At 43.3% G+C, this 22,335-nt stretch carries 24 protein-coding genes and 2 pseudogenes; 17 read left to right on the top strand and 9 right to left on the bottom strand.

All coding sequences use genetic code 11. The features are described from left to right. Positions 1-6: 6 nt before the first annotated feature. The gene (locus P4361_RS16715; RefSeq protein WP_248251785.1) at positions 7-243 is read left to right on the top strand and encodes a DUF2164 domain-containing protein; all 237 of its coding nucleotides are present in this window, start codon (positions 7-9) and stop codon (positions 241-243) included. A 32-nt stretch (positions 244-275) separates the two neighbouring features. Here the strand turns inward: P4361_RS16715 and P4361_RS16710 are convergent, their stop codons facing one another. Then, positions 276-731, bottom strand: coding sequence for a hypothetical protein (locus tag P4361_RS16710; RefSeq protein ID WP_248251786.1), 456 nt, complete (start codon positions 729-731; stop codon positions 276-278). A gap of 157 nt (positions 732-888) precedes the next feature. Here P4361_RS16710 and P4361_RS16705 point away from each other — a divergent pair. From P4361_RS16705 to P4361_RS16680, 5 genes and pseudogenes are all read left to right on the top strand, one after another. After that, positions 889-1,387, top strand: a pseudogene (locus P4361_RS16705) (histidine phosphatase family protein). Positions 1,388-1,582: 195 nt separating this feature from the next. Next, the gene (locus tag P4361_RS16700) at positions 1,583-2,242 is read left to right on the top strand and encodes a type 1 glutamine amidotransferase domain-containing protein (protein ID WP_053355369.1); all 660 of its coding nucleotides are present in this window, start codon (positions 1,583-1,585) and stop codon (positions 2,240-2,242) included. Positions 2,243-2,397: 155 nt separating this feature from the next. Continuing rightward, positions 2,398-2,721 carry a hypothetical protein gene (locus P4361_RS16695; RefSeq protein WP_328090149.1) on the top strand — a complete coding sequence of 108 codons (324 nt, stop codon included), beginning with the start codon at positions 2,398-2,400 and terminating at the stop codon, positions 2,719-2,721. Between the two features lie 63 nt (positions 2,722-2,784). Continuing rightward, positions 2,785-3,066: a DUF5316 family protein gene (locus P4361_RS16690; protein ID WP_053355367.1), complete on the top strand. Its 282-nt coding sequence runs from the start codon at positions 2,785-2,787 to the stop codon at positions 3,064-3,066. A gap of 436 nt (positions 3,067-3,502) precedes the next feature. Continuing rightward, positions 3,503-4,033 carry a PAS domain-containing protein gene (locus P4361_RS16680; RefSeq protein WP_328090147.1) on the top strand — a complete coding sequence of 177 codons (531 nt, stop codon included), beginning with the start codon at positions 3,503-3,505 and terminating at the stop codon, positions 4,031-4,033. Between the two features lie 98 nt (positions 4,034-4,131). On the opposite strand, the gene P4361_RS16675 is transcribed toward P4361_RS16680, so the two are convergent. After that, entirely contained in the window at positions 4,132-4,716 is a 585-nt protein-coding gene (locus P4361_RS16675; protein WP_328090146.1) for a hypothetical protein, read from the bottom strand. A 347-nt stretch (positions 4,717-5,063) separates the two neighbouring features. Here P4361_RS16675 and P4361_RS16670 point away from each other — a divergent pair, with 347 nt between their 5' ends. From P4361_RS16670 to P4361_RS16660, 3 genes are all read left to right on the top strand, one after another. After that, positions 5,064-5,849: a transporter substrate-binding domain-containing protein gene (locus tag P4361_RS16670; protein WP_231689148.1), complete on the top strand. Its 786-nt coding sequence runs from the start codon at positions 5,064-5,066 to the stop codon at positions 5,847-5,849. Between the two features lie 62 nt (positions 5,850-5,911). Next, positions 5,912-6,574, top strand: coding sequence for an amino acid ABC transporter permease (locus tag P4361_RS16665; RefSeq protein WP_053355363.1), 663 nt, complete (start codon positions 5,912-5,914; stop codon positions 6,572-6,574). 12 nt (positions 6,575-6,586) lie between these two features. Continuing rightward, positions 6,587-7,327, top strand: coding sequence for an amino acid ABC transporter ATP-binding protein (locus tag P4361_RS16660; RefSeq protein ID WP_328090145.1), 741 nt, complete (start codon positions 6,587-6,589; stop codon positions 7,325-7,327). Between the two features lie 70 nt (positions 7,328-7,397). Here P4361_RS16660 and P4361_RS16655 read toward each other — a convergent pair whose 3' ends face one another. The 5 genes from P4361_RS16655 to P4361_RS16635 all read right to left on the bottom strand — a co-directional run bounded on the left by P4361_RS16655 (position 7,398) and on the right by P4361_RS16635 (position 10,604). Further along, complete coding sequence (locus P4361_RS16655) at positions 7,398-7,685, bottom strand: DUF3817 domain-containing protein (protein WP_256226505.1); 288 nt, start codon at positions 7,683-7,685, stop codon at positions 7,398-7,400. A gap of 109 nt (positions 7,686-7,794) precedes the next feature. Next, entirely contained in the window at positions 7,795-8,211 is a 417-nt protein-coding gene (locus P4361_RS16650; RefSeq protein WP_062236214.1) for a GNAT family N-acetyltransferase, read from the bottom strand. Positions 8,212-8,329: 118 nt separating this feature from the next. After that, positions 8,330-9,577, bottom strand: a complete 1,248-nt coding sequence (locus P4361_RS16645; protein ID WP_328090143.1) for a hypothetical protein — start codon at positions 9,575-9,577, stop codon at positions 8,330-8,332. After that, on the bottom strand, positions 9,574-9,987 hold the full coding sequence (locus P4361_RS16640; protein WP_053355358.1) for a DUF6114 domain-containing protein: 414 nt from the start codon (positions 9,985-9,987) through the stop codon (positions 9,574-9,576). The genes P4361_RS16645 and P4361_RS16640 overlap by 4 nt, the downstream gene beginning before the upstream one ends. Positions 9,988-10,004: 17 nt before the next feature. Continuing rightward, complete coding sequence (locus tag P4361_RS16635; RefSeq protein ID WP_328090142.1) at positions 10,005-10,604, bottom strand: DUF6230 family protein; 600 nt, start codon at positions 10,602-10,604, stop codon at positions 10,005-10,007. A 204-nt stretch (positions 10,605-10,808) separates the two neighbouring features. Here P4361_RS16635 and P4361_RS16630 point away from each other — a divergent pair, with 204 nt between their 5' ends. After that, entirely contained in the window at positions 10,809-12,302 is a 1,494-nt protein-coding gene (locus P4361_RS16630; protein WP_328090141.1) for a helix-turn-helix transcriptional regulator, read from the top strand. Between the two features lie 61 nt (positions 12,303-12,363). On the opposite strand, the gene P4361_RS16625 is transcribed toward P4361_RS16630, so the two are convergent. Further along, the gene (locus P4361_RS16625) at positions 12,364-14,460 is read right to left on the bottom strand and encodes a DNA topoisomerase III (protein WP_328090139.1); all 2,097 of its coding nucleotides are present in this window, start codon (positions 14,458-14,460) and stop codon (positions 12,364-12,366) included. A gap of 158 nt (positions 14,461-14,618) precedes the next feature. Here P4361_RS16625 and P4361_RS16620 point away from each other — a divergent pair, with 158 nt between their 5' ends. The 3 genes from P4361_RS16620 (at position 14,619) to msrA (ending at position 18,292) form a co-directional block, all read left to right on the top strand. After that, positions 14,619-16,295: a methyl-accepting chemotaxis protein gene (locus P4361_RS16620; protein ID WP_328090138.1), complete on the top strand. Its 1,677-nt coding sequence runs from the start codon at positions 14,619-14,621 to the stop codon at positions 16,293-16,295. A 168-nt stretch (positions 16,296-16,463) separates the two neighbouring features. After that, the gene (locus tag P4361_RS16615; protein ID WP_053355353.1) at positions 16,464-17,294 is read left to right on the top strand and encodes an aldo/keto reductase; all 831 of its coding nucleotides are present in this window, start codon (positions 16,464-16,466) and stop codon (positions 17,292-17,294) included. A gap of 452 nt (positions 17,295-17,746) precedes the next feature. Beyond that, positions 17,747-18,292 (top strand): peptide-methionine (S)-S-oxide reductase MsrA, encoded by a 546-nt coding sequence (msrA, locus tag P4361_RS16610; RefSeq protein ID WP_256226497.1) that lies wholly within the window; start codon positions 17,747-17,749, stop codon positions 18,290-18,292. A 17-nt stretch (positions 18,293-18,309) separates the two neighbouring features. Here msrA and P4361_RS16605 read toward each other — a convergent pair. Further along, positions 18,310-19,126, bottom strand: a pseudogene (locus P4361_RS16605) (amidohydrolase family protein); the annotation flags it as partial. Between the two features lie 46 nt (positions 19,127-19,172). Here P4361_RS16605 and P4361_RS16600 point away from each other — a divergent pair. From P4361_RS16600 to P4361_RS16585, 4 genes are all read left to right on the top strand, one after another. Next, complete coding sequence (locus P4361_RS16600) at positions 19,173-19,523, top strand: hypothetical protein (RefSeq protein ID WP_328090135.1); 351 nt, start codon at positions 19,173-19,175, stop codon at positions 19,521-19,523. Next, on the top strand, positions 19,499-20,704 hold the full coding sequence (locus P4361_RS16595; RefSeq protein WP_328090134.1) for a M20 family metallopeptidase: 1,206 nt from the start codon (positions 19,499-19,501) through the stop codon (positions 20,702-20,704). The genes P4361_RS16600 and P4361_RS16595 overlap by 25 nt, the downstream gene beginning before the upstream one ends. 185 nt (positions 20,705-20,889) lie before the next feature. After that, positions 20,890-21,735 carry an STAS domain-containing protein gene (locus P4361_RS16590; protein WP_328090133.1) on the top strand — a complete coding sequence of 282 codons (846 nt, stop codon included), beginning with the start codon at positions 20,890-20,892 and terminating at the stop codon, positions 21,733-21,735. Positions 21,736-21,760: 25 nt separating this feature from the next. Next, a complete protein-coding gene (locus P4361_RS16585) occupies positions 21,761-22,237 on the top strand; it encodes a hypothetical protein (protein WP_328090132.1) in 477 nt (158 codons plus the stop codon). The last annotated feature ends 98 nt before the right edge of the window (positions 22,238-22,335 follow it).

Genomic DNA, 22,335 nt, shown 5'->3' with positions numbered 1-22,335 from the left:
CGGAAGATGTTAATCAACTGGAAACAAGAACAAAAGGATCAGGCCATCCGAGATATTCAGCAGTTTTTTTACGATGAGCGCGGGGAGGAAATAGGAATCATCGCAGCAGAAAATTTTCTTGATTTTTTCGCGAAGCAGATCGGACCTCATTTTTATAATCAGGGAGTCAGAGATTCACAGAATGTCGTAAGAGACAGACTGGCTGCTGTGGAAGATGATCTATATGCACTTGAAAGGAAATAAAAATAGGCCAGGCACCCATGCCTGGTCTATTTTTAATTAGCGAGCCTTACGATAGCAAGAAGTTTGAAGGAACCGCTCATCCGTATTCTGCCGGCTTGCTCTGTTGAAGCATACAAGGTATACCGGGCAACCTCCAGGTTTTCGGTTAATTCCTCCGATCCAGTAACGGTCGCCGTGTTCTGCTGCTGAAGGTCCTGAGTCGTCTGAGAGTTCTGTGCCACAACAACCTCTTGATTGCGCCTGACGGTCAGTGTGATGGTGGCTGGTTCGCACGGGAAGCCAGCCGTCCAGCCGGCTGATGCCGTTATTTCTACCTTATCCCCTTTGGAGAGCTGGGTAAATTGCACGTAAAGGAGCGGAACCTCTTCACTGGCTGGCAGAAAATCACTTGGGCTGTTCAGGTCAACTTCCTTGTTGATTGAAAGCTTCTTTTGAAACGTACTGTGTTTTTTCGCATCCGTTTTCCCGTTGCCAAAATTAAATTTCATCCATTTACCTCATTCAAAGTGTTATGAATTATGGTATGCGGTGTGGGGGACAGAGGCTTGGACGGGTGGATGTGGTGCCTGGCATCTAAAGAAGAAGGATTCATCGTTGGAAAGTGGAATAATAATCAGTCTGTACAAAATATGGAGGTGAGTGGTTATGCAGATTTTATTAATAAGGCATGGGCAATCAGAAGCTGATATCCTGAATGTTCATGAAGGAAGGGCGGATTATCCCCTTACAGGCTTGGGCAGAAAGCAAGCACGTCTGATGGCAAAACGGGTGACTGAAGACTATAGACCGGATGTCATATACGCAAGTACGCTTTGCAGGGCATCGGAAACAGCATCCATTTTGTCAAAAGCAGCTGGTGCACCATTAAATTTTGAAGCTTCGTGAGTATGATAATGGAGTGCTCGCAGGAGTGCCATTTGAGGAAGAAAAAAAGTATTTTATCCCTAAAACCATGTATGAAAGGTTTGAAAAAGGAGAATCAGCCATCGAATTTCGAATGAGGGCGGAAAGTATCTTTTCCAAAATATTGACTGAATGCAGTGAACAGCGAATTGCAATTGTTGCTCATGGAGGAGTTATACACTGCTTACTTCGTTCTTTCTTTAAAATGGGGGTACAGCCAAACGAATTATTCATTTTCTAAATGATACGTCTCACACTGCGGCAATACCATCAACAGTAAAATAAAGGCTTAGCAACGTCTTTCCTCATGGATCGACGTTTATTTTTATGAAGGAAAAGGAATAACTACGGGTGCAGGAGAGAACAAGCATATTCATTGAAATAAAAAGAAAAAGTAAGTATCTTTTAAAACATACTTTCAAAAGGAGTGAAGCAATTGTCTGCTAAAAAAGTATTAATCGTTGTGACGAGCCATGATAAAATCGGTGATCATAAAACTGGACTATGGCTTGAAGAGTTCGCAGTTCCTTACAATGAATTCAAAAAACAAGGATACAATATTAAGGTAGTCAGCATTGAAGGCGGAGAAGTGCCTCTCGATCCTAACAGCCTTGAAGGAGATAATGGAGATTTTGAAGAAGCGAAATCGCTGCTGAAGGATACACCAGCTCTAACAAGGGAAGACGCACACGGTTTTGATGCAATTTATCTTCCAGGCGGGCATGGTACCGTTTTTGATTTTCCGAACAGCAGGGATCTTCAAGTGGTTGTTTCCCAATTCGCACAAGACGGTAAAGTAATTGGCTCCGTTTGCCACGGTCCAACAGGGCTCGTGACAGCAGCCTATGAAGACGGAACGCCTATTGTTAAAGGGAAAAAAGTATCAGCGTTTACCGATTCTGAAGAGAGAGAAATGAAACTGACGGAAGAAGTTCCATTTCTTTTGGAAACAAGGTTGCGTGAACTTGGAGCTGAATTTGTGAATGGCGACAACTGGACAGACTTTGCGGTTGTGGATGGCAAGCTTGTAACAGGCCAGAATCCCCAATCCAGCCTCAGTGTAGCGCGAAAAGTAATTGATGTGCTGGAAAGCTAATTTTATAGTTTTGTTTTGATTGCCGGGTATTTTAAAATACCCGGCAATTTTTTATGTGCAAAAAACCTTCAGCACCTATTTTGTGGGAAGATAGGTGAACAATGATGCACTTTAGTTGGGGTGGAATAAGATGTATGGACAAAGGAGGAGTAATTTTGAACATAGACAAAGATATAAAAGCAACAGAATATTCGATGCCATCTGCTCCATCAGTAGGAAAAGAAGGTTCCCATCATCATTATTATCTATTATGCCAGCATTTTGTTGGACAACATATTGAGCTTGAAATGATCGATGGCAAGATTTATCATGGCAGGCTTCACACCTATGACAATGGCAATATGTATATGGTAATGCCGTTAAGAAGTGACGAAATGACGGACAGCCGTTTTCCGATTTTATCAGGCGGAGTGTTTCCAGGATACGGCTTGTACGGTTTTCCTTTTTATGGGATACGGCGATTTCGGCCTTTTTGGTAAAGTTTAAACGTTTACTAACTTAGTTGGAAGCGATGCTTTATCATTCATAATGGGGGTTAAGGAATGAGGAATTGTCTGTTTGCGGGTGTTGCAGTAGCTGCCATCATTATATTATTTGCCTGGTTTACGGATCGATGGATATTTTTATTAGAAATTGCAGGACCAGTAGGATTTGGAGCCTTTTTGTTATCAGGCATTATGCTCTGTCTCTTTCTTGACGGAAAAATGATTAAGAAACATCCAAGAAAGAAAAAATGGAAAGAATGCAGAAGTGATTATTCGTTTCATATTTTGTTATTTGGATTACCGAGCGCTGCTGCTGCTATTCTTTATTTGATGAGATAGAATTCATGCGCATATATACGCATAAAGGCCTCTTATCAGGATTTTGAAGATCTGATAAGAGGCCTTTATGTTTCTGCTGATTCAATTTTTCCCATTTTGTTTTAGTTTTTCTCGTCCTCATATCTTTGAGTGCATAGATACCGCGATTGTCCAAAGGATTTCTTCTTCCGTCCCTTATTAGTCGTTCTCTTTGTTTTCTTGCTTTGCTTTTGCTCATTGTAAATCACTCCTTTTCTTTATTATACGATAAATAAAACGAAAATGATTTTGCATCTGTTCGCCAGCTCTTAACATTTTCCGGGAAATAATTCATTTTTCGTGTCGGATTTTATCAAAGCAAGCAATGTATAAGGGGAAAGTTTATGAAACGCAGCCAATTATTGATATAATGGCAACTAACCCATTGGAGCCTTGCTCACGGAAGGGAGAAGTTGTTATGAAACAAACACCATACCTCTTTAAAGACAAGATTACACTCCTTGAACGTGCCCTCGATTTTACTAGAGCAGGCATCACGATTACAGATCCTTCTTTAACAGATATTGTTTATGTCAATGATGGGTTTCTTTCAATGTCTGGTTATACGCACGAGGAAGTTATAGGTAAGAACTGCCGCTTTCTGCAAGGTGACGAGACAGACCGGAGTAAGGTAAAGGCTATTAAGGATGCTATTTCAGAAGATGAAGCCAAATACTATTTTATTGGGATTCAAAAAGACATCACAAAGCAAGAAGAGTATCAGGATCGGCTGGAAACTACGTTAAAGGAGATTGACAGTTTGTCGACTCCGCTAGTTCCCATTACTGAAAATACGTTCATTCTACCGCTTAACGGAAATTTAACAGATGAGCGATTTGAAAAAATCACAGAAACAGTCATATCCTCCATAAATATCAGCCGTGCAGACTACTTGATCCTGGATTTATCAGGTTTGGCACCTTCAATGAAAATACTTTATCTTCACTGACAACCTTCTCGTCTGTCCAGGAGGCGGTAAAAAGTTTTCAAAAAAATTAATAATTTCAATAAACAAAGCGGCAGCCATATCGGCCTGCCGCTTTTATACTATTTGATATACATCATACGGTTTGTCATTGCCATACCTTTAGGATATTTAAAGCCGATTACCATCCAGGAAATAAAGAGAGCAAAGGACAGAAAGATAAATACAACCAAGAAACTGTTCCAAAATAGTTTGCTTTTTTCTTGTTTGAATTTATATTCGATGTGCCATTTGCCGTTGCCCATTCCGAGTGTATCATTTACTTCCTTTCCAGCAGTCGAGAAAACATAATCAGGAGGGCGTTTTTCCGATCTTTCTGTTCCTTGTTTTTCTGAAAATACAGCCAAATATTCCAATCCATTAATTTCAGAAGCCAATAAGGTGATCTTTTCTTTAACAGCGGGTGTCAGCGCCTCCGCATTCTGATTCTTCAGCAACTGAAAGATTTCGTCCGGGTTATGTGATAATAGGGTTGTGTGTTTAAAATCCTGCCACATGAATACACCGAAAATAAGGATGCTAGCCGTAATAAACAGAAGTGTAAGACGGAGAAGCAGGCGGGCAGGACCTGCTTCTTTACGCTCTTTTATTCGTTTCCTTCTTATATAATCCGAAAGAAGAATGACTTTCTGATGATCAGCAGCCATGGCAAATTGTCCTCCCTCTTAAAAAATGTATAAAACTCAGCAACAAAAGACCTAGAGTGCTCTGCTGCTGCCTTTTTGCTTCAAATAAAGAGATTACTTATGTATTCTTCAAAATTTCGAATATTCCTACGATTAATTTTGATTTTATTGGGGTAAATACTTCATAGGTATATCGTTTGATAAACGTGGATGATTCTTTGGGAAGAGCACCAAGAGGAAAAAAATGCATGAAATTCTACCCAGTATAGTACAAACTCTCTAGTACTCTTGTAGCTAGTATTTAATTTTTTCTCACGTTACCATTGTATTATTCAGAACTATCAAACAATATTAAAGGAGGAAAAGCAGTGAAAAAGTTCTATTTGCCAGTACTACTAATAGTCGCAATGGTTTTGTCGGTTGCCGGCTGCGGGTCCTCAACTTCCAAAACAAAAAGTGGAGATGAAGTGGAGCTGAAGGAAGATGGAGTATTTTCGTTTGTCGTATCAGGGGAGTTTTATCCTTTCAGCTACTCGGATAAGAACGGGAAACTTGATGGATTTGATGTAGCGGTAGGAAAAGCACTCGCAAAGGAAATGGGATTAAAAGCAAAAGTGGACAAACAAAAATTTCACGGAATAGTTACAGCGGTAAAAACCAATCGCTTTGACGCTGCGGTTGCGAGCCATACCATTACTCCTGAGAGGAAGAAAGCTGTTAATTTCAGTACGCCATATTATTATTCTGGTCCGGTATTATTTGTTAAGAAAGACAGCTCCATTAAAGGAGTCAAAGACATTAAAGGCAAAAATATTGCTGTTGCTAAAGGATCTACATATGAAAGCGAAGCTCAAAAATATACTAAAGACATATCGGTGTATGACAGTGATGTCACAGCTTTGCGTGCCCTGAGTGAAGGAAAGCACGATGGAGTTATCACAGATTCCATTACGGGCAAACAAGCGATTAAAAAAGGATTTAAGGTTTCAGAAGCAGAAACGCTTGGGACGAGTGAACAGGCGATCGCTGTATCCAAAAAAGATAAAAAGCTTTTGAAAGCCATCAATAAAGCACTCGAAGAACTTAGAAAAGATGGAACATTAGAGAAACTGAGCAAAAAGTATCTCGATATTGATATTACAAAAAAATCATAATTCACTTAAAGAATGTGTGAGTATGCGGCACATTCTTTTCTTTCAGAAGGAGCTGAACCTGTTTGCCAAATATCGGACATTTTTTTCACGTGTTCATCGACAGCTATCCGCTCTTTATGAAGGGATTGCTGCTGACCCTGCAGATTACAATCGTATCTATTTTAATAGGAACCGTAGTAGGATTGCTGTTTGCTTTTTTTAAGCTCTCGAGCAGCAAAGTTTTAAATGCGATCGCGAACGTTTACATTGCAATTATCAGGGGGACACCGCTGATCGTGCAGATTTTCTTCTTTTATTTTGGATTGGCAGAGCTCGGTATTTCGCCATACTGGTGTGCCACGCTTGGGCTTGCCTTGCATAACAGTGCATATATCGCGGAGATTTTCAGAGGATCGATTCAGTCTATCAATAAAGGGCAGCTGGAAGCTGGGCGTTCGTTAGGGATGAGTACGTCTCTTGCCATGAGGCGCATCGTATTACCACAGGCATTCCGGCGTGCGCTTCCGCCCCTTGGCAACCAATTTATAATCGGTTTAAAGGATTCCTCGCTGGCTGCTTTTATCTCTTCTTCAGAACTGTTCAACGTGGCGACAACTCAAGGATCACGGACGTTTGAAGAAATGACCTATCTTCTGATTGTTGCTATTTATTATTTAGTTCTGGTTCTTTTGTTTACCCTTTTGGTGAACAAACTGGAAGGTAAAATCGCCGGAGGAGACGAGTAGAGGGGGAGTGTCATGGAACAGAGAAAAGTTATGATTAACGTTAATGATTTAAACAAATCATTCGGTGATCTACACGTTTTAAAAAATGTGAATCTTGAAGTGCACGAACAGGATGTTGTCGTCTTGATTGGCGCCAGCGGTTCAGGAAAAAGTACGCTGCTTCGCTGTTTAAACTATTTAGAGTACAAAGAAAGCGGCACGATTACGATTGATGGCAAAGTGGTGGAACACGATAAGACCGACCTGAACAAGATCAGACAGGAAGTAGGAATGGTTTTTCAGCATTTTAACCTTTTTCCACATAAAACCGTATTGGAGAATGTCATAGAGGCTCCGCTGATGGTAAAAAAGGTGCCGAAAGATCAGGCCGTTCAAGAAGGCAGAGCGCTCTTGAAAAAGGTTGGACTGGCCGATAAAGAAGATGTGTATCCTTCAAAACTCTCTGGGGGACAAAAGCAGAGGGTGGCTATCGCTAGATCTCTCGCAATGAAGCCTAAAATCATGCTTTTTGATGAGCCGACTTCTGCTCTTGACCCCGAACTTGTCGGTGAGGTTCTAGCCACGATGAAGGACCTCGCGAGAGAAGGGATGACGATGCTCGTTGTAACCCATGAGATGGGCTTCGCTAGAGAAGCCGCCGACACGGTTGTTTATATGCATGATGGTAAAATTGTTGAAAAGGGTACCCCGAGCCAGATCTTTTCTGAGCCGCAGCATCAGCGCACAAAAGATTTCCTCAGCACAATACTATAGTTTTTATAAAAAAGGTGCCAGGCACCGTCTTTTGACAATTGTCAAAAAGCGGTGCCTGGCACCAAGTTTTTTACGCTTTTCTTTTCAAGTAAGAATCAAAGACAAAAGGGCCGAATGGAAGGACTGAGGCGACAAGTGCTCCCATGACCAATGTGAATGGCCAGCGATTTTTAAAGGTGACATTCGCGAGGGCAATTATGTAAAGTACAAAGAACAGCCCGTGCAGTGAGCCGGCAATCATAACGGCTATGGGATAACCTGCAAAATACTTCAGTGGCATGGCGATGCCAAGCAGAACGAGGAAAGATATTCCTTCAAGTGTTCCAATTAATATAAATCGTTTGAGGGATGGATTCATACCTGGTAACCTCCTGTATCTCATTTCCCTATTAATTTACCATATCGAGGGGAGGTGTTGAGGTAGAATCATGGACGATATGTGAACCCTTTTTGTCTATTTGGAGAGATTAAAGCAAGTATTCCGATTCCATTTCCTTGTTCAGATAGCGGGCCATCGCGGTTTTTGCCATTTTTAATCCCGCTTTCCGATAGAATTCCTCATTTCCAGTTGTTGAGATTAAGTGGACACAGGAAACATCTTGTAGCTGAGCAAGCAGATCTACTACAATCTCTCGTCCAAGCCCGAGGCCTTGATAATCGGGGGAAACGATAATATCATAGATGGCTGCATTGAATACGCCATCTGAAAGGGCTCTTCCCAGCCCGGCCAGTTGTCCATCCACATAAGCAAAAGAGGTATGGGTGGTGCTGTTATAAATTTTGATTATGTTTTCAGCATTATGCTTGCTCCAGCCAACGGCGTGATAAAGCTTCAGAACATCGTTCCAGATCACGTTTGATCGGCCTCTCTCAATGTGTGCCACAAACATTCCCTCCATTCACTCATCATTATTTTTTTATTTTACAACTGAGAAAAATGGAATGGAATAACAAAAAAGCAGTCGGGAGATAAATTTCCCGACTGCTTTTGTAAGAGTTTATTTACTGAAAGAGGCCATCCAACGGTTTTAATAGATTTGGCAGCAGTTTTAGTGTTGAATGTTTTTTCATCTCCTTTTCCATTTTCTCAAAAAGATCAGGAGAGGCGAGTTCTTCATCATTTTTCAGCAGAGAAAGCAGATCCAGATTTTTTAACAGCTGGTTTTGGAGCAGCTTCAGTTGTTTTTCCGCTTTGTCATTTTCTGAACAAAGATCTGTCAGCGGTACTTTTTCATTTTGGGCGGCATGGATTAAATCCAGCCCAAGCTGTTTGGGAACTTTTCCATCCATTTTGGCTGCGTCCTGGCAGAGCTGCTGTTTTGTCCGCATCAGATGTTTCTTCACAGGCCCTGTGACTTGTTGCGCCGTTTTTTCTGTGCGGTGAACCACTTTAGGGACGGTGTCTGTCACTTTTTTCACTGGTTTTTTAACAGTATCTACGGTATCATCTACCGGTTTCTTAATTTTTTTCAACGGTTCTGTTGTATGGTCAATCGTATCCTTGACCGGTTTAGTTACCTCGCCAACAGTATCACTTACTGGCTTAACGGCATCCTCAACCGGTTTTTTAAGTTTCTTATCAATCGGCTTTTTAGAATCAGGCAAGAGCGGATCTGTTCCTTTGTCTGCAGGCTGATTTTCCTTTGACTTGTCTTCACACGTAAGCGGAAGGTGACCCTTCATGAGTGAGCCAATCGCATCTTTCGCTTCTAACAAAGGTAAAGAAGAGAGATCCTGAAGAACCTTTGGCGCATCGGGCCTCTGTAGTTCATGATTGCCTTTTACGGTTGAAAGCTGAAGCCGCGAAAGCTCCCCTTGATCGGCTTTCATCTGATGAACGAGCATCGTTACATTCTTAAGACCAAGCTCAGGAACAGATTCGCCTGCGTTCAAACAGGCTCCTTTTAAAGAAAAGGCGGAAGCATCCACGGTCATGTTCGTCAGGTGAACTGGCCCGTTTGCCTTCATGATGATGGTGATCGGCCCTTGATCAGTAGAAAGGACTTTTGTCAGTTTCATGCCATAAAGTGTGGCATTGCGGTACTGAAAACGAATCATGGGTTTTTGTTTTTGGGCTGAAGTTTCCCCCATGACCACTTGAGGTAGCATGGTGCCCCCATCGACCCGATCTGCACTGATGACAAAGCCTTCCAAATTTTGATCAGCGCTCTCTGCCTTTGCTTGTGAAGAGCTAAAAAGCCCTGTCAGACCTAAAAGACAGATGATGGCCATCAGTGTTCGAACCATCATTTTGCTTGCACCATCTTATGAGGAACGTAGATTTCTTCCTCCGTTTCCTCTGAAGGCTGTTCGCCTGCCCGACGGTCAGAGGCAGGCGGACTCCAGGCTACCATCAAGGATCCCCCGGTAATACCAAGTAGGGTTCCTACAATAAAGCCGCCAAGAGCACCGATGATGGACAGGATGGATAAAAAGATGGCAACAATACCAAATACTTTAGAAAACTGAGGAAAGAAAAGCCCCATGATGCCGATTAATAGCACCAAGCCCCCGAATAGGATTCCAATAACGGATACTGTGCCTGGCAGGAAGGCTTTGACGATCAAATTTAAGGGAACCCACAAAATAAGTGCCCCGCTGAGAAGTGTCAGAATCGATCCAAGAAAGGGACGTTCCTGCTTCCATTGTCTTACGCTCATATTCTTCACCTCCCATTTTAGTTGCCCGGTTTGTTGATGCGTTCAACTGTTACTTTCATACCGTTCATGACAATCTTTTCTTGAAAAAGGTAGTGGGTTTTCAATTTTGCATGATCGAGCTGGATGGTAGACGACATTTGCTGAAATTGTTTTTGCCAGTCATTGCTATGTTTTTCCTGTAGAGCGAGGTTGCTGAATTTGGCATTGGCATTAATGACAGAAGCATCCTGCTGCAGCCCTGAAATATGCACGGGCTTGCTTGCCGTGATCTTTACACGAATCCATTTATCGCCGCTGATGTTGAAATCTTTGTAGAGCTGAAGGTTATTGATGGTAAGTTCTTTAATCAGGTTGGTGCCTTGCGGTGTGGATTTTTCCTTGCTGGATTCTCCCATTTTCGGATAGAATGTATAGCCCTTTCCTTCAAGATGGTCAAAAACAACGTAAAAGTCACCGACCCCTGCCATCGGAATGGCGTAAGCCGTACCCGAGATCCCCATAAAACTAAGGAGGGCAGTCAGTACAATCATTCCGGAACCAAAAGCTTTCCAGAAGACTTTCTTGTTGGTTCCTCCTTTTTTCATAGCAGGCTTTAACTGAACCGTTTTTTCATTCATCAACGCCACCTCTTTCATATTTATGAAAACGCTTTAATATACACTTACTTTACTTTTAGAACAGTAAACTGACAATTCCGATAAGTATCGTAATCAAGTTTTCTTACCCGACAAACGTAGGGGGTAATGGGTCATATATTGTAAAAATATTTCGAAAAATATGAAGTATGAGAGATTTAAGCAAAAATAGGGGGAGGAATTCGGATGGAAGAGCTTTTTTTGAATGGTATGGCTCTCCTGACAAAATATGGGGGAGACATCTTAACAAACTGGAAACGGGTGAAAAGTGAACTGTCCACTCAGCAAGACGACCTCATCTCTGAATTTGACGGCATGATGACCTATTCATTTGAAGAACTGCTGAAGAAAAATGACTATGAACATATTAATCAGCTGATTCTTGCCATGCTATCCCAATGGAGAGATCAGTACTCCATGGACATAGATTACAGCCAGGTGATTTTTTTGCTATCCGCGATTGAAAATATGATTCATCATATTCTGGAGGAGCAGGAGAACCCGAGTATTATTGACCATCAATCGATTCAGTATATCTTCAATAAGCTGCTCGACCAGGTTCTGATTCCATTGACAACAGAAACGAGCGGACATAAATGGCTGGATACAATGATAACTTCCAACATTATTCCGCTTCACTGGGCTGCGCTTTTACGAATAGAAGATTTCGAGTACAAACTGATTGAACTGAGAAGTGTCGATTCTACGAAAGAAACGAAGTCTATTATTGAAATCTGTATGACGATGTCAGCTCATACAGTGGAACAGCTTTCTCTCGCTTTATGCCGTCTCATGAATCCGGGAGAGACGCAGCCAAGAGTCATTCCGATTTCGTTTGCAAAAGAGACCCTGCTGCTTTGTCTGAAATCAACAGACGCTTCCAGCATCTCTTCTCAAAGGATTGAGCTCATTTCCAATATGTACAAACGGCAGATCAAGATGAATACACTGGAGAGCGAAAATGAATGGAAGGATGCTGCTCTCTTATATACTCTCAGGCTGCTCATGGCACAAACCTGTTCAGATACATTAAAAACAGTGGCTGATGGCTTTGTAGATTATCTATCCTATAAACGAAGCGCATTGTTTCTCTATTCACCTAAAGTGGAGAGTGCTATTTTTGCCGCTCATAAGAATTTGGGTAAGGATGTACAGAATATAAAGGTAGAATTCTCGGAAGTCTCATTTTTGAAAAAGTATCTGCAGAAAATTCTGCAGTCAAAGCCGGTTTACCTTGAAGAGGCAGCAGAGCATATTCCAAAGCGGCTGGCGGATGAATATCAGCTGGCTTCTCTTGTCGCCGTGCCGATCTTTACACCAAGAAAGGGAAGGCTGCTCGGACTGATTCTGTTAGATCAAGATGGGGAATGGTTTGAAGAGCCAAAACCAAATCAGCAGGCAATGCTCATGAAGTTTGGCCATTATGCAGGTGAAGCGCTCTATAAACAGTGGGGAAGCATTATCCAGCAGCTGGATGTCGGATCACCCTTGCTTACTCCGAGAGAAAAGGATGTATTGAAGCTTATGGCGCAGGGCGAAACGATCCAATGCGCTGCTGAACATCTTCATCTAAGCCCGTATACCGTCCGGGATTATGTAGCAGCCATCATTAAAAAATTAAAGGTGAAAAACCGGACAGAAGCCGTCGTAAAAGCCATCCGTCTGAATTTGATAGAATAAAAAATGGTGCCAGGCACCGCTTTTTGACATGTGTCAAAAGCAGGTGCCTGGCACCAAAACGTTAATCTTTTTTCTCTAAAGCGGACTTCAAGGCCTCGGCAAGGCTGTTCCCCATTGGAGCTTCTTCGTGTTTCGTATACTTTTTCATCAGTTGGCGTTCTTCACGCTTCGTAACCGTTTTTTTCCGGTCCTCAGCTTTTTCCACGACGTTGCATGGACGGCATTGGAAGTAAGTTCCTGCTTTACCGTTGTGGATCTCCATCTTTTTATGGCATTGGGGACAGCGGCGGTTGGACAGCTTCGGATCCTTTCGCTTCCTGAATCCGCATTCCCTGCTGGAGCAGACGAGCATTTTTCCGTCACGCCCCTTGACCTCTTTCATCAGTTCTCCGCATTCAGGACATTTGGAGCCGGTGAGGTTATGCGCTTTGTACGTTTGCTCGCTGCCTTTAATCTCCTGTACAAGCTGTTTTGTCTGCTTGCGGATATTATCAAGAAAGGCTTTCGGATTTCCTTTTCCTCGTGCAATGTCTTCTAGTTCTTTCTCCCACTTTGCTGTCAGTTCAGGAGATTTTAATTCACTGTTTACCAATTCAATCAACTGTTTTCCTTTTGGAGTAGGATGAAGGCGGTTGTTCTGGCGGTCGATGGCCTCTGTGCTCAAAAGGCGTTCAATGATATCGGCGCGGGTAGCCGGCGTTCCAAGGCCGAACTTCTCCATGCGGGACAGCAAGTCTGCTTCATTGAAACGGGCAGGCGGCTCCGTCAGTTTCTTCTGCAGGCGGGAATCTTTTACACTGAATTCCTGTCCAGTTTTAACTGCACCGAGCGGCTTCGTATCAGAACTGTCTTCATCTTTTCCTGTAACTTTCTTAAATCCGGCATCTACAATTTTGGTTTCTCTGGCAGAGAACATTTCGCCTTTTACATCAATGACTGCATGAATGGTCTCCGTCTGATAAGGTCCGTAAAATAAAGCAAGAAAGCGGCGGACGATGATATCGTACAGCTTTCGTTCATCAGTGGAAAGGTCGCCAAGATGAGGAGTTTCATCTGTTGGTATAATGGCGTGGTGATCCGATACCTTACTGTTGTTAAAGACCTTCTTCGCGGCCACTCTGCCTTTATTCCTTAACGCAGGCTGAACCTCATCCCGATAGGCAGAGGAGAGGGCCTGCAGCCGATCGTTCATCGTCTGCTCCATATCGGCAGTTAAATATTTGGAATCTGTTCGTGGATAGGTCACGAGCTTGTAGCGCTCATACAGGTTCTGCAGCACACTTGACGTTTTTTTCGCTGAGAATCCGAAGCGCCGGTTGGCGTCACGCTGAAGTTCTGTCAGGTCATAGGGCATTGGCTGCTGTTCAGACTTTGCCTTCGTTTGAACAGATGCGACAGTACCTTTCTCATTTTTGACCAGCTCAACGACCTTTTCAGCTTTGGAGCGGTCAAAAATTCTTCGTTCCCCATTATTCTCCCAAGCCGCATCAAGCGGTCCAATCTTGGCATCGATTGTAAAATACTCCTTTGGAACAAAAGCTTTGATCTCCGCTTCCCTATCTAAAATCATGGAGAGGGCAGGGGTCTGAACACGCCCTGCTGACAGCTGTTCGTTGTACTTAGTAGTCAGCGCTCGTGTTACATTCAATCCGATGAGCCAGTCAGCTTCTGAGCGGCATACGGCAGACTGATACAAAAAGTCATACTCTTTGGCAGGTTTTAAATTGCGAAACCCATCCTTGATCGCCCTATCTGTCTGTGATGAGATCCAAAGGCGCTTCACCGGTTTCTTCCAGCGGAGTTTTTCCAGGATCCAGCGGGCGACAAGCTCACCTTCACGCCCGGCATCCGTGGCGATAATAAATTCCCCAACATCTTTTCGTCTGGCCAGGTGTTCGATTCCTTTAAATTGGTGGCTTACCTGGCGAATAAGCTTTAGGCCCATTTCATTAGGAATAATAGGCAGATCTTCCATTCGCCATGTTTTATATTCTTTGTTATAGTCCTCAGGCATCTTCAGCTCTACCAGATGGCCAAGCGCCCAAGTGACAATGTACTTTGGTCCTTCTATATATTGTTTTGTTTGCTGACTGCAGCCAAGTACACGGGCCAGGTCTCTGGCTACACTCGGCTTTTCGGCAAGAACAATGGATTTCATGTAATGAAAAGCTCCTTTCTCGATCAGGCAGTTTGATTGAACTGCGTCCTTTACCAGTATAGCCGAAAGCAGGTTTCTTCGAAAATGTTTTGAAGCCTGGTCAAGAATCCTTTGTATTTTCCGATATAGAGAGTAGCTAAAATAAAGAGGTGCATCTAATGAAAATACGAAACAAGTTATTCATTCTAATCGGGACGACCATTGTTGCCCTGATTGTAGCTGGAGGTTTTTCATACTTCCATAGCTACAGGCAGGAACAGATGAGCGGGGAACTGCAAGACAAACAGGATCTGCAGACATCTTTAAAAGATCTGCAGTTTTACATTGCTGGCTACTCCAACGATGAGCGGGCGTATTTGCTGACCGGCGACAAAAAATACACAGCTGAAATGGCAGACAAAAAGAAGAGCATTGTGAGCCTTGCCAAACCGCTTCTGCCGCCGCTGGATGAAAAAATCCGCAAAAAATCGGAAGCGGGTCTAACCGGTTATTTTAATTCCAGTGAACGTACAATAAAAGCGTATGACGGCGGCGGAAAAGAACTTGCGATGACGGTTCACTTCGGCGATGAACGGAACATTCGCAAAGAAGTACTAAATCCGGTCATTGAAGGCTTGGACAAAAAGCTTGAAAAAGAAATTGCCACTGCAAAAGCAGACAACAAAAAAGCCATGATGATTCAAAATACGGTGTTCTCAGGTCTATTGCTTTTGCTGATGATCGGAAGCGTGATCTTCGGCACCCTGATTGTCCGTTCTATTATTCGTCCCATTCATCTTCTTAATCGTAATCTAAAAGAGATTGCAGAGGGAGAAGGGGATCTGACCAGACGAATCAAGTTAGATACGAAAGACGAACTCGGAGTCCTCGCCGGCACATTTGATCAATTTACAGAAAGTTTGCAGTCCATGATTTTACGAATCTCGGAAACAACCTCGCAAGTAGCAGCTTCATCACAGCAGCTGACAGCAAGCGCGGAGCAAAATAGCCATGCGGCAGGGCACATTGCACAAAGCATTCAGCAAGTCGCAACAGGCGCAGATATCCAGATGGAGAAATCAGCTGGCAGTGCAGAAATGATTGAGGAAACTGTTCAGCAGCTGGACGTTATTTCTGCGAATGCCTCCCATGCGGGTGAACTGACAGGCACCGCTTCTGGACAGGCTGAAGAAGGAAAAAAATACGTAAGCCGAACTGTAGAACAAATGAAACAAATCGAAGAATCGGTAAACATTACCCATGAGGGGATCGATGAACTAAGAGGACGGTCACAATCCATTGGAGACATCGTATCCATTATTACCGATATCTCGAATCAAACGAATCTTCTTGCTCTGAATGCATCCATTGAGGCTGCACGGGCGGGTGAAAGCGGAAGAGGGTTTGCTGTGGTCGCTGAGGAAGTAAGAAAGCTTGCCGAGCAATCCGGCCAATCGGCTCAAGAAATCAAGAGTCTTATTGAACAGATTCAGCATGGAACTGGGGCTTCAAGCCAGTCAATCGAGAACGTAAAAGAAAATGTTTCAGTGGGATTAACGGTTGTCCAGGAAACAGAAAAACAATTCCATCTGATCCAGGAGTCCGTCATGGATGTTAATGAAAAAATCATGGAAATTTCGGGCGCGATCCAGCTGCTGGCAAATGGTTCTAACTCTATTTCACAATCAGCCGATGAGATGGCGGCAAGCGCCAAAGAATCTTCAGAAAGCGCACAAAGCATCGCGGCTTCGACGGAAGAGCAGCTTGCTTCCATGGAAGAAATAACAGCTTCTGCACAGTCATTATCCTATATGGCAGAAGAGCTTCAGGATATGATCTCGAAGTTTAAAATATGAACGAAGCAATTAAAAAGGGACCCCTGAGGGTCCCTTTTTTAGATTGATGTTACTTGTAATTAATATCGGACGCCAGCCGGTTTTGTTTACGTTTTTTCATCTTTTTTTTAAATGAAAATCAGTTTGTCAGCATAAGGTATAGAAAGTATGAAAAACGGGGGAAGGACGATGATTCATCTGGATGAAGGAACGGTGCTTGCGAACGGGGTAAACATGCCTTGGGTCGGGCTGGGCACCTGCAAGCTTCGGCACCCGCAAGCGGTTGAACGAGCGGTGCATGCCGCTCTTGATGCCGGGTACAGGAGCATAGATACGGCCGCAATCTATCAAAACGAAACTGAAATTGGAAACGCTTTACAAAAAAGTACAGTCTCAAGAGAACTTCTTTTTATTACAACAAAACTATGGAATGCGTCCCACGGATACAATAATACGCTTGCAGCCTTTGATGAGAGCCGGCGAAAACTTGGTGTGGATTATATTGATCTCTACATGATTCATTGGCCGGTTAAAGGGCAGATCAAGGAAACGTGGAGAGCGCTCGAGATCCTATACAACCGTGGAGATGTAAGAGCAATTGGCGTTTCCAATTTTGGTGTATCAGATTTGGAAGAGTTGATCAGGCATTGCGAGATTAAGCCTCAGGTCAACCAGGTAGAGTATCATCCGAGGCTCTCTCAGAAAAAGTTGATGCATTTCTGCCATCAAAACAATATTCAAGTGGAAGCATGGAGCCCGTTGATGCAGGGAGAGATTCTGCATGAGAGCCTTATCCTGCAGATTGCAGAGAAACACGGGAAAACTCCGGCTCAGGTGGTATTGAGGTGGGCGCTTCAAAACGGAATTCCTGTCATTCCTAAATCAGCGACACCTCACCGCATACGTCAAAATATTGATGTTTTTGATTTTGAACTGCCGATTGAAGATATGGTGAACATTCACTTTTTGAATGAAAACAGGAGAATCGGACCTGATTCCGGCCTATATTTTTATGACTGACCATACAAACATCCAGTGATTTATTGCTGGGTGTTTTTTGCTTTTTCTCATGAAGGATGGACGTGATTTTGAATAGAATTCCGCTGACAGGGTATCCAAAACTATAAATAACCAAACGGAAGCCACTTAAAGATTAAGTTAGGCTTTAACTGGGTAATGTAGAAATAAGAGGTGAATGACAGCATGGAATCAATAACAGATTGGTTAAAAGACATACTATTATTCTTAGGCGGATTCTTGAACGTTAGTATCTTACTCATTATCATCATTGTCATTTTAGTGGTACGTTCAGCAAGACGCAATAAAAGGAATAAAAACCATAAAGATTATCTCGATGATTAATCGAAAAAAAGATAAGGCTGGTTCTGTTGAAGAACCAGTCTTTTTAATGGATTTTCTGGCTCCAACCATATATGATGAAAAGACTGATCATGAAATATGGGGGAGGCAAAATGAAAGAAGTTAATCAGCTTGAAAAAGCAACGTTTGCCGGAGGCTGTTTCTGGTGCATGGTAAAGCCATTTGATGAACTGCCGGGCATCCACGGCATCATTTCAGGGTATACTGGGGGCCATGTTGAGAATCCGGCATATGAAGAAGTCAAAAAAGGTACGACCGGCCATTATGAAGCGGTTGAGATCACCTTCGATCCCGTTCTATTTCCTTATCAAAAGCTATTGGACCTTTACTGGCCTCAAATCGATCCAACCGATGACGGTGGACAATTTTTTGACAGAGGAAGCCAATACAAAACCGCAATTTTTTTCCATAATGAAGAACAGCGGAAACTAGCCGAGCGCTCAAAACAAGAAGTGGCCAGCAGCGGCCGTTTCAACAAGCCAATTGTAACAGAGATTCTGCCGGCTTCAGCATTTTATTCAGCAGAAGACTATCATCAGGGTTTCTACAAAAAAAACCCTGAGAAATATAAGCAGGAACGCATAGATTCCGGAAGAGATACCTTTATTGAAGAAAACTGGACAAAGAAAGACAGCTGATAGACAGCTGTCTTTTTTTATTTGTTTGACGATATCCCTGAATCGTAAATGGTCTCTCCGTTAATCAGCGTCTTTTCAACAGTGCTCCGCGCATCGAATGGATCTCCGCTCCAAACCACTACGTCGGCATCCTTACCAGGTTCAAGAGAACCGACCCTCTCATCGACACCCAAATGTTTTGCGGCATTGATTGTAATAGCCTTCCAGGCGGTTTCCTCGCTTAAGCCGTGTTTCACCGCGGCAATAGCGCTTAAAATAAGGCTGTCGATACCTACAACAGGATGATCGGTCGTAATGGATACGTGCACACCAGCCTGATCCAAAGCATTCAGCGTGTGCCAGCCTTTATCGGAAAGCTCGATTTTGCTTCGCGTGGATAAAGTAGGACCGACGGAAACATGGATATTATGTCCTGCGATATAGGAAGCAATTTGGTGCCCCTCTATACAATGCGCAATCGTCACTTCAAAGTTAAATTCTTTGGCCAACCTTAGGATCGTAGCAATATCATTCGCACGATGAGCGTGGGCGCGAATGGGAATGACACCTTTCAGCACATTAATGAGCTGTTCTGCCCCAAGGTCAAAATCAATCACCTCTCCATTTTCAAGCTTTCGCAGATAATCTTGTGCACGTTTCATCTCTTTTCGAAACAACGCTGGTGCCCCCATACGGGTAACTAAACAGCCATCTCTCCGCCGATGACATTGGCGCTGCCCGCATCACCTGCACGGTCGTCACACCTGCTTTTCGAGCATCCTCAAAACCTTTTTCGTTAGGATTGATGCCGTCGATAGCCCCGACATAAGGAGTTACCGGGTCGCTCGTTACATTACTGAATGACGGGCCAATCGATAATAGCGGAGATGAGATGTCTGGCATGCCGATTATCGATGGAGGACCAGCGGCCATTTTTTCGACTCTTCCCGTCAGAAAATTTGCGAAAATTTTAAATAAAAGAGGTATTCCTGCAGAACTATCGAATACTGCAGGTGCCTACCTTTGTAATAATGTCATGTACAAGTATGCTGCATCACTTGGAAAAATCAAATCTCGATATACCTGCGGCTTCATTCATGTTCCTCCGTCCTATGAGCTGGCTGTGAACGACCGGTCCATTTCCGGATGGCCTAAGGAAACACTGCTGAACGCTATTGAAGTCGTGATTGATTCACTGGATAAAAAAATAACGGGAGATGAGCAGAAGTGGAAAAATTATATGACCGATTAAAAGAATTGTATCCAGAAATGGTGAAGATCCGCCGGCATCTGCATGAAAATCCCGAGCTTTCGTTTGAAGAAGTAGAAACACCGAAATATATCGCAGCCTATCATGAAGCGTTGGGACACGAAGTACGCAGAAATGTCGGGGGAAGAGGAGTCGTTGCTGTGCTTCGTGGCGGCAAGCCTGGCAAAACGGTAGCTCTTCGTGCGGATTTTGATGCACTGCCGATTCAAGAAGAAAATGATGTGGAATACAAATCGAAAGTCGATGGTGTCATGCATGCCTGCGGACATGACGGTCATACTGCCACATTGCTTGTCCTGGCTAAAGTGCTGAACAGCCTGAAGGATGAGCTCGAAGGAACGATCGTTTTTATCCATCAGCATGCGGAAGAACTTGCTCCTGGAGGGGCGATTGCCATGATTGAGGATGGTTGCCTGGATGGCGTAGACGTTATTTTTGGCACCCATCTTTGGGCGGTTGCACCGTTCGGCTGCATTGAACACCGGATAGGTCCTTTTATGGCAGCGGCCGATAAGTTTGATATTGTTATCCAAGGAAAAGGAGGCCACGGTGCACAGCCTCACCTTACAAAAGATGCGGTGGTAATAGGTTCACAGCTTGTTATGAACCTGCAGCAGCTTGTCAGCCGCCGTGTCAATCCGCTGGAGGCAGCCGTCCTGTCAGTTGGCGCTTTTGAAGCGATCAACGCCTTTAACGTTATTGCGGATACAGCTAAAATTACAGGCACTGTCCGTACGTTTAAAGAAGATGTCAGGGCATTGATGGAGCGGGAAATTGAACGAGTTGTGAAAGGAACGTGCATGTCTGCTGATGCGGGCTATAGCCTGTCCTACAAGCGCGGATATCCACCAGTCGTCAACCATAAAGAAGAAACTGATTTTATAGCAAGGATTGCAAAGGATGTTCCTGGCGTTACAAAGGTTGTTGAAGGTGAGCCGCAAATGGGCGGCGAGGACTTCGCCTATTTTCTGGAGCATGTGAAGGGAACGTTCTTCTATACAGGTGCACAGGATGAAAGCAAGAGTGAAACGTACCCTCATCATCACCCGAAATTTAACATTGATGAAAGAGCCATGCTCGTTGCGGCCAATACATTGGGAGCTGCATCATTGACCTTTTTGAAGGAAGCAGCAAAGAAAGAAGAGGCTGCTGTAACAAAATAGAAAGAGAACGAGAGCTGGTTCCGCACAGGCAAAAACGACAAGCCGGACCAGCTTTTTAAATGTTTAGGCGACACCTCTTCGTTTAGACAATTTTTGCAAGGATGCCCTAAAAATAAAGGGAATACTTTTATATTACAAGAATGAGAAAAGAGAACATTTCTTATCCTTGGAAGGAGAAAATACTAATGGAACAGTATGAGCAAAAGAAGATTACTGACTTTATCATCCTGCACAGAGAAGATTTTCAAAATAAGCTGTTATCCGAGGCTGTAGAAGTCGCCCCGAAAATAAATGATATTTTACAATCAGGAAATATTGATCTTTTGAAAAACGCTGAGAAGCTGGTAACGTATGTCGTGGAAAGGAAAGAAACTGAACTTACTTCCTTTGCTCAGCAAGAGGGGGTGGCTTGGGCAAAGCATTCTTTAACCCTTACTCTTAAACTGGAGTGGGTACATGCAATTAGAAGGACGCTGTGGCACTATCTGTTTGAATATGATCAACAGAACACATATGGACTCAGCATTTCAGACTATAGAGAAACGTTTTTTCAGATGGAGAAGCGGATCAATGACGGCATCGATAAATTTCTTAATAGTTTTTTCATAAGCTATTCGGCTTATAAAGATGAATTAATCAACGCTCAGCGAAAAATGGTTGAGCATTTATCGGTTCCTATTATACCGATCAATCCTCATATAGCGGTTCTTCCTTTAATCGGGGTTATTGATGTATACCGTGTGCATACCATTGAAGAAAAAGTATTAACGGACATTTCGAATTTAAAAATACGAACGTTAATTATGGATCTATCAGCCATTACAGATATGGATATTGATGTGATCCACCATTTTCAAAGAGTACTGAGCGGCGTTTCATTGATGGGATGTGAGGCGGTCATTACGGGTCTGCGTGCGGAACTCGTCAGGAAAATGATTCATTTGGATGTTTCGTTTGATGAGCACGCGGCAACTAAAGGTACGCTTCAGCAAACGTTAGCCGAATATTTTAAAGACGGTCTGCATTCATAAATTATTTCTAGTAGGGGGTATCACATTGAAAAAAACAATATCCAGGCTGCCGATGCCTGCTGGTCTAAGAATAGAACTTTCCAGAGCAGCCGGGCTGGATAACGAAACACTGTTTCGCGCACTGAAAGAAAAAGATGTGAAAGCCTTACGGCCAGCGGGAGAAAACTTGGATTGGGAGTACATGTTTTCGTATGCTGAACAGCATGAAGAAGAAGTAAAAGAAGCGATCTATCATGGCTACGAATTTAAATTCCTGACGATCAATGGATTGAGGAACTATTTGAAGATACGCTTTGGTTTCAAGGATGGCCATGGATTGGAAGTCAGTGAAGAGGGCATTGTTTCACTGAAAATGAGTGCTGAAGATGTAAAAGAGCTGGAGGGGGCACTGCCAGGTCACTGGAATCTTTCAACGCTGGATGTGCCAGAAGAAAAAGATGGCCAAAGAAAGATCCAGATCAAGCCAGCCGCTCTTGAGCAAAACAAAGCAGCAGGAAGCTAAAGAACAGTTGTAACTTAATGAAAAAATAGGGTAGCGGCAGAATATCATGTTCTGCCGCTTTTTGTTGTTTTTGGTGCCAGGCACTGCGATTACACAAG

Source organism: Fictibacillus sp. B-59209, assembly GCF_036216745.1.
In the GTDB taxonomy this organism is placed as follows: domain Bacteria; phylum Bacillota; class Bacilli; order Bacillales; family Fictibacillaceae; genus Fictibacillus_C; species Fictibacillus_C marinisediminis.
This window is presented reverse-complemented; position numbering and strand designations above follow the sequence as displayed.

Bases quoted from the DNA above. Each gene is read 5' to 3' on its own strand.
- P4361_RS16715 (WP_248251785.1), top strand. From the start codon at position 7: ATGTTAATCAACTGGAAACAAGAACAAAAGGATCAGGCCATCCGAGAT.
- P4361_RS16710 (WP_248251786.1), bottom strand. From the start codon at position 731: ATGAAATTTAATTTTGGCAACGGGAAAACGGATGCGAAAAAACACAGT.
- P4361_RS16690 (WP_053355367.1), top strand. From the start codon at position 2,785: ATGAGGAATTGTCTGTTTGCGGGTGTTGCAGTAGCTGCCATCATTATA.
- P4361_RS16680 (WP_328090147.1), top strand. From the start codon at position 3,503: ATGAAACAAACACCATACCTCTTTAAAGACAAGATTACACTCCTTGAA.
- P4361_RS16675 (WP_328090146.1), bottom strand. From the start codon at position 4,716: ATGGCTGCTGATCATCAGAAAGTCATTCTTCTTTCGGATTATATAAGA.
- P4361_RS16660 (WP_328090145.1), top strand. From the start codon at position 6,587: ATGGAACAGAGAAAAGTTATGATTAACGTTAATGATTTAAACAAATCA.
- P4361_RS16655 (WP_256226505.1), bottom strand. From the start codon at position 7,685: ATGAATCCATCCCTCAAACGATTTATATTAATTGGAACACTTGAAGGA.
- P4361_RS16645 (WP_328090143.1), bottom strand. From the start codon at position 9,577: ATGATGGTTCGAACACTGATGGCCATCATCTGTCTTTTAGGTCTGACA.
- P4361_RS16640 (WP_053355358.1), bottom strand. From the start codon at position 9,987: ATGAGCGTAAGACAATGGAAGCAGGAACGTCCCTTTCTTGGATCGATT.
- P4361_RS16635 (WP_328090142.1), bottom strand. From the start codon at position 10,604: ATGAATGAAAAAACGGTTCAGTTAAAGCCTGCTATGAAAAAAGGAGGA.
- P4361_RS16630 (WP_328090141.1), top strand. From the start codon at position 10,809: ATGGAAGAGCTTTTTTTGAATGGTATGGCTCTCCTGACAAAATATGGG.
- P4361_RS16625 (WP_328090139.1), bottom strand. From the start codon at position 14,460: ATGAAATCCATTGTTCTTGCCGAAAAGCCGAGTGTAGCCAGAGACCTG.
- P4361_RS16620 (WP_328090138.1), top strand. From the start codon at position 14,619: ATGAAAATACGAAACAAGTTATTCATTCTAATCGGGACGACCATTGTT.
- P4361_RS16615 (WP_053355353.1), top strand. From the start codon at position 16,464: ATGATTCATCTGGATGAAGGAACGGTGCTTGCGAACGGGGTAAACATG.
- msrA (WP_256226497.1), top strand. From the start codon at position 17,747: ATGAAAGAAGTTAATCAGCTTGAAAAAGCAACGTTTGCCGGAGGCTGT.
- P4361_RS16600 (WP_328090135.1), top strand. From the start codon at position 19,173: ATGCCGATTATCGATGGAGGACCAGCGGCCATTTTTTCGACTCTTCCC.
- P4361_RS16590 (WP_328090133.1), top strand. From the start codon at position 20,890: ATGGAACAGTATGAGCAAAAGAAGATTACTGACTTTATCATCCTGCAC.